This is a genomic window from Pontibacter liquoris (assembly GCF_022758235.1).
Lineage (GTDB): Bacteria > Bacteroidota > Bacteroidia > Cytophagales > Hymenobacteraceae > Pontibacter > Pontibacter liquoris.
Map to the genome: position 1 here is coordinate 608,531 of NZ_JALEBG010000001.1, position 14,843 is coordinate 623,373.

Here is a 14,843-nt window from a genome sequence, read left to right on the forward strand (position 1 = left end):
TAAAAAAGCCCCTGGCAAATGTACCAGAGGCTTTTTATACGTGAAAAGCGGTAAAAGCTCTATTTCATTTTCTTCCAGTCGGCAATGGCTTTCTGGTTCAGGGCCACATAATCCTGGTTGCCTTCTTTCTGGGCCAGTTCCATCGATTTCTGGGCAGTCTTGATGGCGTCTTTGTAGTTATTCAGCTTAGCCTGGATCTTTGCCTGCGTGTGCAGGTTGTAATATTTGACATCTTTCTCGTTTGCTTTTTTCATCCACGCCAGCGCCTGCTTCAGGTCCTTGTCCGAGCTGAAATAGTAGTTGGCCGCCGCCGCATACAGGCCGGGCTCCACGTTAGTGCCGTTCACTACCTGCTGCTGTATCTGGCTCATTACTTTGCTATCTACGTCTGTTTTAACGGTAAACGGCACCACCACATCATCCCACAGGATTTCGATGTCGGTGGCAGTTGGCGTAACGTTGGCAAAGTTAATGGTAAAGGATTCTGCTTTGCGCGGGTTCTGCTGTGGCTTTACTTTAAAGCGCAGCTGGTCCTGCTCGGGCTTGTAGTCTTTGCCGCCATCGCCCCAAAGCTCGGTGTTTTTATGCAGGATAACCGTCCACTCGGCTTTGCCCGGAATAGTATACAGGGCATACTTGCCGGCCGGCACCTTGTTTCCTTCTATTGTTACCTCGTCGGTAAACGTAATGTCGGTAGAGCCGTTTGCGCCGGTGCGCCACATTTTATCATAAGGCACCAGGTCGCCGAAGATGGTGCGGCCTTTCATAGCGGGGCGCGAATACTCCACGGTAACAGTAGACAACCCCACCGCCTGCTCTACTTTGGAAGACGGGCTGGCAGAAGGCATTTTAATGCCCTGGGCCTGTATAGTGCCTGCACCCAGCAGCAGGGCAGCAGAAAGGGCGAAGCCAAGTAGGTTTCTTTTCATACGTTTTTGTATCAGTTTTTAGAGGATATTTAACAATGTAATAGTACGCATTTTTACTCGCATTTGCGAATGCTGTTTCCCTACTGGCAGGCCGGATGCAACCAAAAATTGCCTGTTGCGGTTGTTATGCGCCGGATAAAGTATGGCCAACAAAAAAGCCCTGCTCCGGCAAGTACCAGAGCAGGGCTTTTTCGTATTCCGTAAGGCCTTAGCTTAGCTCGAACTGCAGCTTGAGCAGGTTGGCATAAATGCCGTTCTCGCTGTTGGAAAGCGCATCATGCGAGCCTTCCTCTACAATCTCTCCGCCATCGATAACCAGGATCTTATCCACTTTGCGGATAGTAGAGAGGCGGTGCGCGATTACGATGGACGTACGGTCTTTCATCAGCTCGTCCATGGCCTGCTGCACCAACTGCTCTGATTCGGAATCCAGGGCGCTGGTGGCCTCGTCCAGAACAAGTATGGCCGGGTTCTTCAGTATGGCGCGGGCAATGGCTATGCGCTGGCGCTGCCCACCCGATAGTTTTACGCCCCGCTCACCCACCAGCGTCTCCAATCCTTCCGGAAACGTTTTGATGAAATTCCAGGCGTTGGCTTTCTGGGCGGCTGCAATTACCTCTGCTTCCGTAGCCGTTGGTTTGCCGTAGGCAATATTCTCGCGTATGGTGCCACCGAACAGCAGCACCTCCTGCGGCACAATGCCGATATTGGCCCGCAGTGTGGTCAGGTCCAGCTGGCGGATATCCTGGCCGTCTACGGTGATTCCGCCGCCCGATAGTTCGTAAAAACGCATCAGCAGCTGCACAATCGTCGATTTACCGGCGCCACTCGGACCCACCAGCGCAATCTTCTCGCCAGCCCGTATACTGAAACTGATATCGCGCAGCACAGCTATATCGGGACGGGTAGGATAGGAGAAGGCCACGTTGTGGTAAGCAATGTCGCCGTGCAGTCTCGGTGTTTCTGCTAAGGTGCGTTGGCCTTTGTCGGTAGGCTCTTCCTGCTCGTTGAGGATCTCCAGGATGCGTTCGGTGGCGCCTAAGGCTGCCTGCACCTTGCCATAAAGCTCACCCAGTCCGCCCACAGAGGCGCCGATAAAGACGGTATAAATGATAAAGGAGATCAGCTCGCCGATCTTGATATCGCCTTGCTGCACCAGTGTGGAGCCGTACCAGATCACCAGGATAATGCCGCCAAAAAGGCCCACAATAATAAAAGTGATGAACGCGCCCCGGTAATAGGCAGCAGATAGCGCCGTTTTTACCGCTTTGTCCAGCGATGTTTTATAGCGGCCTACTTCAAACAGCTCGTTGGTAAAAGCTTTCACTGTGTTGATCGCCTGCATGGTTTCTTCCACGATCACATTGGTATTGGCCAGCTCGTCCTGGGTGCGTTTAGAGAGTCCTTTTATCTTGCGGCCAAACACAAAGGCCAGCGCCACCAGCACCGGAAAGGTAGCCAGCATAAAGAGCGACAGCTTGATGGACGTCCACATGATGATGACGATGCCCACCAGCAGCGTGGTCACCTGCCGGAAAAGCTCGGCCAGCGTAATGGAAAACGTGTCCTGCACCTGCGCTACATCGGTGGTGATGCGGCTGGTGATCTCGCCCACGCGCCGCTTCTCATAAAACGGAATGGGCAGCATCACAAACTTGCTATACAGGTCGCGGCGGATGTCAGCAATGGCGTTTTCGCTGACCTGCGCAAAGAAGTATACCCTGAAAAAAGAGAAAATGCCCTGCAGCAGGATGATCACGAACAGCCCCAGCGAGATCATATTGATGTCTTTGAGGAGCCAGTCGGAATTGCCTGTGGAGGAGTCCACCAGTTTGCCTACCAGGTAGGGGAAAACCATAAACGTGAGGCTGGAGAGCACCAGGAACCCAAGCCCGACGATAAATTTGAATTTGTAGGGTACTACGTAGTTGAAGATCTGAAGTCCGCGCCGAAAGCTTTCCTTCGTGATACGCTTTTTGCCTTCTTCGCCTGTTGTGCCGCTAGGACCGAATCCGCGTTTTGCCATTTATAAACTCTGTTTTTGCTATGTGAAAGCTGCCTGGTCGCCCCGGGGCAATGAGCAGTTGCAGGGTGCATCGGGCTTATAACAGCCCGGCACAGATAAAGATGCCACCACCCCGCAAAATCTTACAAAGGTAAGGATTTAGGTGGATTTGAGGGTAATGTATCGGTTATATGAAATTTGTTTAAATAAGGGTGGAAGGGGGTGTTGTTTTAGGAAATAGATGCGGTTTATACTTAAGGATTTACTTTATCAGCTGCTGATTGATGATTGTTATTTACTTTGGCAATACTCGTTAGCGGCCGTTCTTCAAGTATAAACTCCGGCTATACTTACTAGCAGCCTTTCTTGCTCAGTCTTATACTTGTCTTGTTTCATCTTTTACTTTGGAGCGCTCCAAGCCCGCGGGGGCTCGTCCTTGCGTTTCGCGCTGTGGCGTGAAGCTGCTCCTCGCTGACGCTGCGGGCTGCCCTTCGGGCACCGCAACACACCAAGGCGCTCAACCCAAGGACTGGGATCAATTCGATAGCTTAGGTTTATACTTCAGCTAAAGTATAGGTATAAACCGTCTCTCCTTGCCTCTTACTCCTTTGTCATCCTGAAAGGATCTTGGTGGAAGGGAGGTTAAACCTTTCCTACGCAAGCGTTCTCTTCCTCCATCAGCCCAAAGTCCCCCTTTGAAGGGGGTAGGGGGATGTTCTTCTTCAACCAGAACTAACCCGTTTATACTTTAGCTCGAGTATAAACTTACACTCCATGCCTCTTTCCTATTCTGTCATCCTGAAAGGATCTTGGTAGAAAGCTGATGAAGCCTAAATTACACCGCTTATACTTCTCAAGTAGCAACAACAGACTCCCCTCCGTAGACTAGCGAGAACGCGGGTTCGAAGTTAGCGAGCGCAGCTCTGAGGGCCAGGGGTGGTTGGACCCGGGAAAGCAAAGTATACCGCAGCACGCTACAATACTGCCTTAACTTGCTGCTGCTGCCGTTCCATGGCGCTTGCTTTGCCTGATGAAATGGCCAACAGCCCGGCAAACGTGAGAAAGCCGTTGAGGAGCAGCACTTCAAAGCCGAACTCATAGCCGAAAAGCCACTCTTTGGAGTTAAGGCTGATGATATAGGTCAGGATCGGAGCAAGCACACAAATGGCTGGCACAAACCGGTCGCGGACAGCGCGCCTGGTGTACAACCCGAACGCATAAAGGCCCAGCAGCGGCCCGTAGGTATAACCAGCCACCGTAAACATGGTGGAAATTACGCTCGCAGAGTTGAGCACTTTAAAGGCGATCACGACCAGCACCATTACCACCGAAACGCCGGCATGCGCCAGGTAGCGCAGGCGTACGCGCGCATGTTCGCTCCTGTTTTTGAAATCCAGGAAATCGACGCAGAAGGAAGTGGTCAGCGCCGTCAGGGCAGAGTCGGCGGATGCGTAGGTGATGGCAATAATGCCTAGTATGAACACAATGCCCAAGAAAGCCGAGAAGTGGTTTAAGGCCAGGTAAGGGTATACATCATCGCCCTTGGCGGGCAGCGAAATGCCTTTGGTTTCAGCGTAAGTATACAACAGCACCCCGAGCGTGAGGAACAGCACATTCACGATCACCAGGATCACGTTAAACCAGAACATGTTTTTCTGGGCCTCGCCAATGTTTTTGCAGCTCAGGTTTTTCTGCATCATGTCCTGGTCAAGGCCCGTCATGGCAATGGTGATAAAAGCGCCTGCAAAGAACTGCTTCAGGAAAAAGTTGCCCGCTTTCACGTCCCAGACAAACACCGAGGTATAAGGGCTTTGCTGCACCGTGGCCACCAGGCTCTGTAAGCCATAGTTCAGCTCATCGGCAATGAGCCAGATCGTAGTGGCTACAGCTACCAGCATGGTCAGTGTCTGAAAGGTGTCGGTCCAGATAATGGTTTTCATACCGCCCCGGAAGGTATAAACCCAGATCAGCAGGATGGTGATGATCACAGACACGGCAAACGGAACACCCAGCGCATCAAAAACTGCCAGTTGCAGCACGCCGGTTACCAGAAAAACTCGTATGGCGGCCAGCAGCGTGCGTGAGAGCAGGAAAAAGGCCGCTCCCGTTTTATAAGACCAGAAGCCGAACCGCTGCTCCAGGTAAGTATAGATCGACACAAGATTAAGGCGATAATAGAGCGGCATCAGCACCGTGGCAATAACTAGGTAGCCCAGCAGGTAGCCCATCACCATCTGCAGGTAAGAGAACTGCGCCGTAGCCACCATGCCCGGCAGCGACACAAACGTTACGCCTGAAAGCGTGGTGCCGATCATGCCAAAGGCCACCACATACCACGGTGATTTGCGGTTTGCCAGAAAGAAAGTGTCTGAATCAGTTTTGCTGCCGGTTACATAAGCAATGAGGATCAGGATGCAGAAATAGGCAACGATCAGGCCGATGATAAGGGAAGAGGACATAGCAGATGCTGTTGGTAAAACCGGCGTAGGCAGCCAGAAATACAAAGATAGCAAAAGTATGGCGCCGGTGCGACCGCCTTTAGTATAGCTCGTGCAGCAGCAGGGGCTGGCCAATGGCAGGCAGCTGGAGGCCCTGCAGCACGCCGGCCGCCGCAAGCTGCTCCAATATACGCACCGGCTCACCGGCAGGCTCATCCGACAGGTCGAAAGTGCCGTAATGCATCGGGATGAGCGTGCCGCCCTGCAGCAGGTTGTAGGCCCGCACCGCCTCGTGGGGGTTCACATGGCTCTTGCTCATCATAAAAGCAGGCTTGTAGGCCCCCACCGGCATAATACAGACATCCATGGGGCCGAACAGCTCCTGTATCTCGTCGAAGTGGTTGCCCATGGCGGTGTCGCCGGCAAAGTATAGGTTTAGCTCCGGCGTTTTTAGCAGAAAGCTGCCCCAGAGGACGCTGTTCATGTCGTTAAGGCCGCGGCGGTGCCAGTGCGAGGCGGGCAGGTAGTATACTTCCACACTGCCGGGCACCAGGTCAAAGCGCTGGTACCAGCCCGCTTCCTGGTAAGGCAGGTGCGGACTGATGCCCCGCAAAATCTCGCCGGCACGCAACGGCACAAGCGCTTTAAGGTCCGGGTTGTTTTTGAATACCGTGCGCACCGATTCCTTGTCCAGGTGGTCGCGGTGCCCGTGCGAGAGGAGCAGGAAATCTACCGGCCGGAGGTCATCAGGGGAGCAGGGTAGCCCCACCCGCCGTTTGATCAGGGGCAGGTCGTAAAAAACAGGATCGATGAGAAACGTAAGGCCCTGAAGGCGGATAAAAAAGCTGGCATGGCCCAGCCACACGATCATGTCGTCGGGGGCCTGCATAAAATCACAGCCCGGCTGCACCGGCGGCACATAGGTGTCCGCCTTTTTTTCTTTAGCCTGCGGATTTTTGGATAACCGCCACTTCAGTACATTCCGGAAGTCGGGTTCATACAGCTCGTCACCATTAGCGAAACGGCCATTTACTACTTTGTTGCCCCTGTAATCTGGTTTAATGGTTTCGAGGCGTTCGTTCTTAATATGGCGGATGTGCTTTTTTGTACGTGGCAAGGTATGGGTAGTGTTGGTCTTGTTCCTATAACCGCTAAACGCATGACCGGGTTAGCCTAGTGCATAGGATCCGATAATATTTAATGCAAATGAACATAAAAAAACGCTTCCCAGCCCTGCTGAGAAGCGTTTTTTAAGAGTTGATCGTTCGTTTTAATATCCAAACCCGCCGGGGCTGTAGCTGCCAAAACCCGGGTTATAAAAAGGGCTGGCAAAAGGCGAGGCGCCATCAGAGTAGCGGATGCCGCCGGTAACCGAGAAGTTCTCCGTTACCTTGTACGTTGCTCTGAAATCGGCGCCCAGGCGGCCGGGGCTGTAGAGATCATACCTGTTCTGTGGCATGTTCGAAAAGTCGCGCCAGATGTTGCCGCTCAGGATCAGCCTATCGCTGGCCAGGTAATCCACGCCGGCATTCATGATGTAATGGCTGCCGCCGTTGTTGCGGTACACAATGGTGTTGCCTTCGGCAGAGGCAAGCTGAGAGGTATAAGGCAGTACGTTGACGTACGTCATTCCGGCACGCACCCTGAAACGGTTGCTAACCTGGTAGCGCACCGAAGGCGCTATGTAAGTGGCGCCGCCAAACCCCCTGCTAAAGCTGGCCCCGGCCGACAGGCCGTAGCTGAACGCCGGCCCCTGCCACGCTGGCTTTGGTTTTACCGCTGCCACAGTTGGTGCAGGAGCTGCCAAAGTAGCCGGAGCTTCGGTAGCGGTTGGCACGGGCGCTGCATCCAGGGCCGGCTTGCCTGCTTGCGCCATGGCATTACCGGACCAGAGCAGGCTGGCAGTAAGTATGAGCTTAAATATATTTTTCACGTGAATCAGCTGAAGTATAAATCCTTATACTAAGGTAAGGGGCTGCTTGTTCAAAAGCAAACTCCCGAATTAGACGCTAGATATTAGGTGTTAGATGTTAGACACAGGACGTTAGACACAAGACAAAAGACTTTAAATTAGGTTGGTGTCGCTTCAGAGCTAATAGTATTCCTTAGTCTAACTTAAATGTCTCTTATCTATTGTCTATCGTCTTGTGTCTAAAGTCTAGCACCTAATGTCCAACAGCGGAGCCCAGCCAGGCTTGCCGGTACTTTTCCATTTCTGGGGTAAGCTGCTTGCCGGTGCTTTCATACAGCACCACTTCCAGTTCAGGCTCCTCGTCCAGCGTCAGGGTGGCGGTGCGAGCCTGGCCCAGTCGCCGGTAAGTGAGTGGCACTTCATCGCCGGGCTTGTGCTTGTCCAGTACCTTCTTCAAGTCTTTTTCAGAGCGCAGCTTGCGCCCATCCAGCGTCAGGATCACGTCGCTGCGGTCGAGGCCGGCTTTGTAAGCGGCAGCCGTTACCAGCGTGCCCTGCATGATCTCGGCGCCCTCTTTGCTGAATTTTAAAGCTGAAGTCCCCAGGTATGGCGTTCCTGTGTTTGCTTTTCGGAGTTCCAGGCCCGCTTTGGCCAGCAGCGGCGCGTAATCAGGCAGGTACGTTCCATTAACCGTGTTTTTGAAGAAGCTGGTCGCAAAGGCTTTATCACCGGTTACTTCGGCCAGCGTTTGCTCAAGATCCGGTAAGGTGTAGGCTTTTTCGGGTTTACCATACTTGCGCCAGAGCGCTTGCATGTAATCGTCCAGGGTTTTGCTGTACTGCTGCCGTAGCGTCATGTCCAGGGCAAGGCCCGTTACGCTGCCGTAAATGTAGTAGGAGATGAAGGTATTCTGGCGGTTCACGGGGTCCACGGAGCGGGCTGCATCCACAAAAGGGGCCTGGCGGCTCATCTCTATCAACGCGTTATACTGGCGGCCGGGCGAGAGCAGCACGTAGTTCAGGTCGCCGGCCAGGTTCTCGGCATATGCTTTGGTATCGAAAAGGCCGGTGCGGACCATCATCAGATCGCCGTAATAATTGGTAAATCCTTCGGCCAACCACAGTGATTCCGACATGTTCGCCTCCTGGAAATTGAAGGGCTCCAGGGTTTTAGGGCGGATGCGCTCCACGTTCCACGAGTGAAAGTACTCGTGGGCCACGGTGTTCAGCAGCGCATCTCTGAACTTAGCCAGCGGACGGGAGCTTGGGATCATAGTCGAGTTGCGGTGTTCCATGCCATCGCTCACGGCCTGCGGCATGTAGCAGGCAATAAAGGTATAACGGTCGTAATCGTAGTCGGGCAGCTCTCCGAAAACGGCACGCTCCTCGGCCACAATTTTCTTTACCTGCGCCACATACTGCTCAAACAGCTCTTTGGAATCCAGATGGTGCATGGCCACCTGTATGGTTTTAATTTTGCCGTTTTCCTGCACCGTCCACTCCGCCAGGTCAAAGTCGCTGAGCTCGGTGGGGCTGTCCATCAGGTACTGGAAGTTGGGGGCGGAATAAGTAGTGCCCTGCTCCGGTTTAAGCTGAGTCGCTATTTTCCAGTTTTTGCCCTGCGGGATGTTAAACGTGACCTGCGCGGGAGCCGCTTCAAAGCCTTTGGCATACATCAGGGTAGCCGGCATATTCAGGTGGGCGTGAGTTTCATCGATTCCGGCGTACGTGCCGTCGGCATGATCCCCGAACAAGGTGTAGTGCAAAGTTACGGTGCCGTGGTGGCCCGTGACGTCCCACTCGTTGGTGGCAGGCCGCGACACAGGCAACTCCCGGCCCTGCGCATCCGTCACTTTTACGTTGTACACGTTTTTTGCAAACTCATGAATGGCGTAGCGCCCCGGTGAGGTGCGCGGCATCAGCACTTTTAGGGTATCTGATTTTACGTCATCAAACTGTACCTGCACCTGTGCCTCGTGGTGCACATAATTGGGGAAAGACAGGGAATACGTGACTTTTTGCTGAGCCAGCAGGGGGTGTACTGCCAGCCCGAATGCCAGCGCAAGCAGGCCGGGTAGTTTATTTCTCATGTAGTCTGATTCGTGTTTATACTTCGACAGCTAAATATAAGAATTGCAATGCTGGAGTGCAAATGAGGCGTTCTGCGTTGGGAATGCTGCTTTATACTTTGTTTTCTGGTATTTACTGTTCTGGTTTTAATGCATTTATAAGAACAGGGTAGGGGGTTTGGGGTTGGTTCTTTTTGAAGTATAAGCGATGCAGTACAGAGTCCAACCACCCTTGGCCCCTCCTTATTTAAGGAGGGCCTCTACCCCCAGGAGGGGAGGTTGTAATTGCCTTGGCTTAGGTATAAGCGTTGTAGTTTTAGTTTCATTAGCTTGCTCACAAGATCCTTTCAGGATGACAAAAGGGGAAGAGGGCTGTTTTACCAGAGGCAAGTATAAACAGCATAGTTAAGGTATAAGATGACCATCCCCCTACCCCCTTCAACGGGGGACTTGGTTCAAGTTGCATAGCAAAGAACAGCCGCTATCGAATAGATCCCAGTCCTTGGGTTGAGCGCCTTGGTGTGTTGCGGTGCCTGAAAGGCAGCCCGCTAGGGCAGCTTCACGCCACAGTGAACGAGGCCCCGCGGGCTTGGAGCGCTCCAAAGTAGAAGATGAAACAAGGCAAGTATAAAACTGCGGAAGAAAGGAAGCTAGTTAGTATAGCAGAAAGTCTTTAGCAATGCATCATACGATAGCAACCATGTATAACAGGACTTTATACCTGAGCATCAAACAGCCCCACCAGGTATAGCCGCAAACGACACCTGGATAGCAGTAGCATCTATAAATTAAAACTTAAACCGGCCTTTTCTCTTTCACAAACACTTTCCCCTGCACCATGCCGCCATAAAACGCCTGGCTAAAGACTTCCCGCAGGGCTAGGGCATCAAAATGCAGTTGATAATCGGGGAGCTTGCGGGCTTTGACGCCGCTGAGTACGCTGAAGAACGTATACATACCGGTTGCCAGCAGCCGTTGCCACCACAGCGCGGGCTGCTGTACGGGCCAGAAATCAGCAAACAGCCACAGGCCACCCGGCACCAGCGCCTCGTTCAGCCGCTGCATGAGTTGCTGCAGCCGTTTCGGAGGGAACAGGTCCAGCAGAAAAGGAGTGAAGACCACGTCAAATTGTTCTTCGGGCTGCAGGGCCTGTTCGGTGCCCAACCGGAAGGTAACGGTGCTGTGGTGCGGCTGCTGATACTGTATAAAGCGCTGCTCTGCCCGTTGCAGCATAGCCGGGGCGGCATCCAGGTATAAAATTGCCAGGTGTTTTTGCGTTTGCAGGAGCTGCGTCAGCAGCCAGCCACTGCCGCCGCCGATAACCAGCACGCGGGCGCTGTCGGGCAGGTGGGGCAAGAGGGCAAGCTGCGCCTGCTCCAGATGGTGGCCATATACCAGGCGGGCCAGCCTGTCGTAAAAAGAGGCTACCCGATGAAAGCCGCTATCCGGTAAGTGGGGCAAAGTAGAGGGGGTAAGTTTACAGGCAAAGGTAAGCCTTAGCGGGAATAATGCTGGTCCAGCACACCCTGGATTTTTTGGAAGACATACTCGGTGAGCTGCTTGCGCATACTTTCGGAATTGCCTTTGAAAACCTCCCGGAATTCTTCGGCTTTACCGTCATAGAGCATCGATACAAACATGGTGCCTACCGGCTTTTCAGGTGTTTCAGAAGCGCCTTCGCCTGCCAGGCCGGTAGTGGCGATGCTGATCTTGGCGCCCAGCAGCTTTTTAAGTCCCATCACCATCTCGTTGGTTACCTGTTGCGATTCGGCCGTATACAGGTCCAGCGTTTCCTGCTTCACGCCCAGTAGCTTTTTCTTGGCCTCGGGCTGGTATACCACGGCACTGCCCAGCAGCACATCGCTGCTGCCCTTTGCTTTCACAAACTCGGAAGCCAGCATGCCGGCCGTGCAGCTTTCGGCAAAGGCCACGGTTAGTTCTTTGTCTTTCAACGACATCATCAGTTGGGTAAGCTCCGTCTGGTTCATAGGTATTCATTTAATTGCGGGTGATGCAATAGAGCCTCTTTTACTCCTTTTGAAGCCGCCAGGTTTAGCTCAGCGGATAGTTTTGGAGCACGCGGTATATTGGGTGCGGCGAGGCCAGTTCCGACTGCCACAGCGAAAAAGAAGAAACGGGTAGCTGCAATGGCGTGGGGGAGTGCACCGGCGGCAGGCCGGCAGGTTTGGGCGCATCTTTGCGGAAACGGGCCAGCGTAATGTGGGGGATGGTTTTCAGGGGCTGCGCTGGCTCGGGGGCCAGCGCCTGCACTAGGTGGCGGCTCAGCGCCTCAAAAACAGGGTTCGGAGCAAAGCGCGCCCACACCAGCCGCGGTGCGTGGGGCTTTGGCCCCAGTTCCAGCGCATCCAGTTGCAGCGTAAAAGACGCGTATTGGTGTGCTGCTGTTTGCAGCTGCTCCTGGATGCGGGGAAGCTCCTGCGGGGGCACATTGCCGATAAAGTATAGCGTAAGGTGCAGGTTCTGTGGGGGCATAAACCGGATAGCCGGGTGCTCAAAGGCCTGCAGGAGCTCCCCGAGTTCTGCTTTTAATTTCTCTGGTATCGGGGCGGCTACAAACAACCTAATGCTGTCATTCATAGTTTTATACAGTTATGCTTCGGAACACGCCGCTGTAAACGGGCAGGTATAGGTTAAACGGAAAAAGAAGAAATGATTCGAAATCTCTATAAAAAAATAGCAGCAGAGTTTACGCTCTTCACCGTAGAATTTATTTTTGTGCTGGCCATCTTCCTGGCCTGCATCTTCGGGTTTCTGTATATCGGCGCTGAAATTCTGGAAGGTGATAAGCTAGGCATCGATGAAAAAGCGTTTGCCTTCGCCCACTGGATCAGCAGCCCGGGCATGAACCGCTTTATTGAGGTGGTCACGTTTTTTGCCTCCCAGCAATTCATTACGCCGGCTGCCCTGCTGCTTATTGCCTACTTTCTGTTTATCCGCAAGCACCGGTGGCATTCTATCCGCGTGCCGGTCGTGGCCTTGGGCAGTATCAGCCTTAACTTGGTGCTCAAGTATTTCTTTGACAGGCCACGCCCCCTCATGCCGCTGGTGCAGGCCTCGGGCCTCAGCTTTCCGAGCGGGCATTCCATGATCGCGGCTTCCTTTTATGGGTTGCTTATCTTCCTGGTATGGGAACATGTAAAGCCGCGGGCGTTGCGGAACCTGCTGGTGCTGTTACTGGCCTTTTTTATTTTGCTCATTGGCTTTAGCCGCATTTATTTGCGGGTGCACTTTGCTACCGATGTGCTGGCTGGCTTTGCTGCTGGCTTCCTGTGGGTTATACTTGGGCTGTGGGTGTTGCGGAAGCTGGAAAAGTTCTCCCGCAAGGAAATAACGCCGGTTTTGATGGAGGAGGAGGATAAAAAAACTGAAAATTTTTAGAACGGAGTATTGCAGTTTCAAAATCCTCGCTTACCTTTGCAATCCCAACCAACAACAACAACAACGGTTGCAGGTTGGGGAAGTGAATAACTATGTTTCGCGCACGTGGCGAAACTGGTAGACGTGCAGGTCTCAGAAGCCTGTGCCTTCGGGTGTGGGAGTTCGAATCTCCCCGTGCGCACACTGTCTGAAAAAGGCTGATCTTCGGGTCAGCCTTTTTTGTTTTATGTCCGCCGCTGCTGCTTTTATACTTGCTCCATCCCGTAGTATTGTCCTGATTAATCCTTCCGCTTATTGCCTCATGCTAAGGCCTTAAATACCTGATTGGCAAAGGCGGCTTGCATATGAAGTTTTCTGCTACGTTTATACCCGTTGGAACCGGGCTAAAAAGAAAGTCCCTCGATTTAGGAGGGACTTAGCTGTTTATACTTATACCTGCGGATAGAGGTATTAATAATAGATTTTCCACTTACCCACTTGCTGATAGTGCGGTAGGTAGCGTTTTATCCACTGGCTTTTTTCGGGCAGATCGCCTTTCACGAGCAGGGCTGTGTTTTGTTGCAGCAGCTGCTTTAGCCTTTGCACATCATCCGGGCGATCTAGTTGGAGTAACTTTTCGCGCCATACCTGGCTTTGCTCAAACTGCGTTTCGCGGTTCAGGTTATGATCCTGGTCATGGATGGTGATGAAATTATGGCCCAGTTCGAATGCCAGCGAGGGCAGGAGTTTATCATACACCAGTACCTGTTTGCCCCGCAGTGGCTCCTGCTGCAGTGCGGCGGTCAGGTGGCTGCTGCTGTTGATCAGTTCGGGATTGGCGCCCATCACGTGCGTGGAATAGGGAATAAGCAACAGGCAAAACACCAGCGCCCCACCCAGCAGTTGCAGCAGATACTCATTCTTCCTGCGCCAGAGCAGCAGCAGGCCTACCAGCATCATTACCGGAAAAACAAGCGCCCAACCGGGCACCGCCACGCCAAAGGGCAGCAGCGGCCCTGCCAGCAACGCCAGCGCCAGCACTCCAAAGTATAGCAGCGCCCCCAGCGTTGCTTTGCGCAGGGCCGGTTGGGGCAGGGCCTGTAGCAGCCAGCCCGTGAGCAGCGCCTGGCCGGCAAAAAGCGGCAGAATGTATAAGATGAGCTTGGAGCTTGATAAGGAGAAGAACACCAGCGGCACCAGGAGCCAGAGTATAAACAGGCGCTTGTGCAAACGGGGCAGGTTGCGGAGCTTTTTGAGGTTTAGTAGCAAGATGGCCGCCCAGGGCAAACTAAGCACCGGCGCCAGCACCAGGTAAAACCACCACGGCTTGGCGCGCCCAAACGTTTCGGGGTTGGCATAGCGCTCCACAGTATGTTTAAAGATAAAGTAGTCGATAAAGCGCGGGTCGTACTGCATCAGGTAGAGGTACCACGAAAGGCCCAGCACCAGGAAAAGCAGCAGCGCGGGCAGGTGGTGGCCCCAGCGAATAGGCTGCGGCAGGCTTGTTTCCGTTGCCGGGCGGTAGCCGATGGCCAGCAATACCGGGAAGATAAGCCCCACCGGCCCTTTGGTCAGGAAGGCCAGCGCCAGGCAGGTATAAAACAAGTAGATCCAGGCGGCCTGCTGCCGGGGTTTATACTTTAGCCAGGCATAGATGGCCAGCAATTCAAAGGTCGTTAGAAAAGAGTCGGTGGTGAGGTTGCGGGCGGCCAGCAGTACCGCCGGAATGGTGATGTATACTACCATTGCGATGAGTGCCGTGCGGCGGCTTTTGAACAGCTCCAGCCCCAGTAGGTATACCAGCCCGGCCTGCAGTACCAGCGAGAGCTGCAGGAAAAAACGGGCCCCAAATTCGTTCATTCCGAAAATGCCCATGCCCCAGGCCGAAATAACATAGGTGGCTGGCGGCTTGTGGTAATGCAGAATGCCCAGCAGGCGCGGGTGCAGCCAGTCGCTGGAAGCTAGCATTTCGCGGCTGATCTCGGCATAGCGGGCCTCGCTGGTCTCGATCACGCCCCAGCCACCCAGGTTGTAAAGCAACAGGGCCAGGAGCAGCAGCAAAAGAAACAGCACCGTGCGGCCGCTGTAGCGCGATTCCAATTTGAACATACGT

At 53.5% G+C, this 14,843-nt stretch carries 11 protein-coding genes and 1 tRNA gene; 2 read left to right on the top strand and 10 right to left on the bottom strand.

The genetic code is table 11. The annotated features are described in order from the left end of the window. Nucleotides 1-59: 59 nt before the first annotated feature. The 9 genes from LWL52_RS02495 to thpR form a co-directional block, all read right to left on the bottom strand. Nucleotides 60-929 (bottom strand): DUF2911 domain-containing protein, encoded by an 870-nt coding sequence (locus tag LWL52_RS02495; protein ID WP_242916604.1) that lies wholly within the window; start codon nucleotides 927-929, stop codon nucleotides 60-62. A 208-nt stretch (nucleotides 930-1,137) separates the two neighbouring features. Beyond that, entirely contained in the window at nucleotides 1,138-2,955 is a 1,818-nt protein-coding gene (locus LWL52_RS02500) for an ABC transporter ATP-binding protein (RefSeq protein WP_242916606.1), read from the bottom strand. 953 nt (nucleotides 2,956-3,908) lie between these two features. Next, nucleotides 3,909-5,393 carry a sodium:solute symporter gene (locus tag LWL52_RS02505; protein ID WP_242916609.1) on the bottom strand — a complete coding sequence of 495 codons (1,485 nt, stop codon included), beginning with the start codon at nucleotides 5,391-5,393 and terminating at the stop codon, nucleotides 3,909-3,911. Nucleotides 5,394-5,472: 79 nt separating this feature from the next. Further along, nucleotides 5,473-6,489, bottom strand: a complete 1,017-nt coding sequence (locus tag LWL52_RS02510; RefSeq protein ID WP_242916612.1) for an MBL fold metallo-hydrolase — start codon at nucleotides 6,487-6,489, stop codon at nucleotides 5,473-5,475. A gap of 153 nt (nucleotides 6,490-6,642) precedes the next feature. After that, nucleotides 6,643-7,305 (bottom strand): hypothetical protein, encoded by a 663-nt coding sequence (locus tag LWL52_RS02515; RefSeq protein WP_242916614.1) that lies wholly within the window; start codon nucleotides 7,303-7,305, stop codon nucleotides 6,643-6,645. Between the two features lie 232 nt (nucleotides 7,306-7,537). Next, nucleotides 7,538-9,373, bottom strand: a complete 1,836-nt coding sequence (locus LWL52_RS02520) for a M61 family metallopeptidase (RefSeq protein WP_242916617.1) — start codon at nucleotides 9,371-9,373, stop codon at nucleotides 7,538-7,540. 774 nt (nucleotides 9,374-10,147) lie between these two features. Beyond that, a complete protein-coding gene (locus LWL52_RS02525; protein ID WP_242916619.1) occupies nucleotides 10,148-10,813 on the bottom strand; it encodes a class I SAM-dependent methyltransferase in 666 nt (221 codons plus the stop codon). A 35-nt stretch (nucleotides 10,814-10,848) separates the two neighbouring features. Then, complete coding sequence (locus LWL52_RS02530; protein WP_242916621.1) at nucleotides 10,849-11,340, bottom strand: CinA family protein; 492 nt, start codon at nucleotides 11,338-11,340, stop codon at nucleotides 10,849-10,851. Nucleotides 11,341-11,404: 64 nt separating this feature from the next. Further along, entirely contained in the window at nucleotides 11,405-11,950 is a 546-nt protein-coding gene (gene thpR / locus LWL52_RS02535) for an RNA 2',3'-cyclic phosphodiesterase (protein WP_242916623.1), read from the bottom strand. Between the two features lie 72 nt (nucleotides 11,951-12,022). Between thpR and LWL52_RS02540 the strand changes: the two genes are divergently transcribed. Continuing rightward, nucleotides 12,023-12,751, top strand: a complete 729-nt coding sequence (locus tag LWL52_RS02540; protein ID WP_242916625.1) for a phosphatase PAP2 family protein — start codon at nucleotides 12,023-12,025, stop codon at nucleotides 12,749-12,751. A gap of 99 nt (nucleotides 12,752-12,850) precedes the next feature. After that, a tRNA-Leu gene (locus LWL52_RS02545) sits at nucleotides 12,851-12,932 on the top strand. 269 nt (nucleotides 12,933-13,201) lie between these two features. On the opposite strand, the gene LWL52_RS02550 is transcribed toward LWL52_RS02545, so the two are convergent. After that, a complete protein-coding gene (locus LWL52_RS02550; RefSeq protein WP_242916627.1) occupies nucleotides 13,202-14,839 on the bottom strand; it encodes an ArnT family glycosyltransferase in 1,638 nt (545 codons plus the stop codon). Between the last annotated feature and the right edge of the window lie 4 nt (nucleotides 14,840-14,843).

What these genes read in the sequence shown, in the direction of transcription:
- LWL52_RS02540 (WP_242916625.1), top strand. Translation starts at nt 12,023, where the DNA reads ATGATTCGAAATCTCTATAAAAAAATAGCAGCAGAGTTTACGCTCTTC.
- LWL52_RS02520 (WP_242916617.1), bottom strand. Translation starts at nt 9,373, where the DNA reads ATGAGAAATAAACTACCCGGCCTGCTTGCGCTGGCATTCGGGCTGGCA.
- LWL52_RS02550 (WP_242916627.1), bottom strand. Translation starts at nt 14,839, where the DNA reads ATGTTCAAATTGGAATCGCGCTACAGCGGCCGCACGGTGCTGTTTCTT.
- LWL52_RS02500 (WP_242916606.1), bottom strand. Translation starts at nt 2,955, where the DNA reads ATGGCAAAACGCGGATTCGGTCCTAGCGGCACAACAGGCGAAGAAGGC.
- thpR (WP_242916623.1), bottom strand. Translation starts at nt 11,950, where the DNA reads ATGAATGACAGCATTAGGTTGTTTGTAGCCGCCCCGATACCAGAGAAA.
- LWL52_RS02495 (WP_242916604.1), bottom strand. Translation starts at nt 929, where the DNA reads ATGAAAAGAAACCTACTTGGCTTCGCCCTTTCTGCTGCCCTGCTGCTG.
- LWL52_RS02530 (WP_242916621.1), bottom strand. Translation starts at nt 11,340, where the DNA reads ATGAACCAGACGGAGCTTACCCAACTGATGATGTCGTTGAAAGACAAA.
- LWL52_RS02505 (WP_242916609.1), bottom strand. Translation starts at nt 5,393, where the DNA reads ATGTCCTCTTCCCTTATCATCGGCCTGATCGTTGCCTATTTCTGCATC.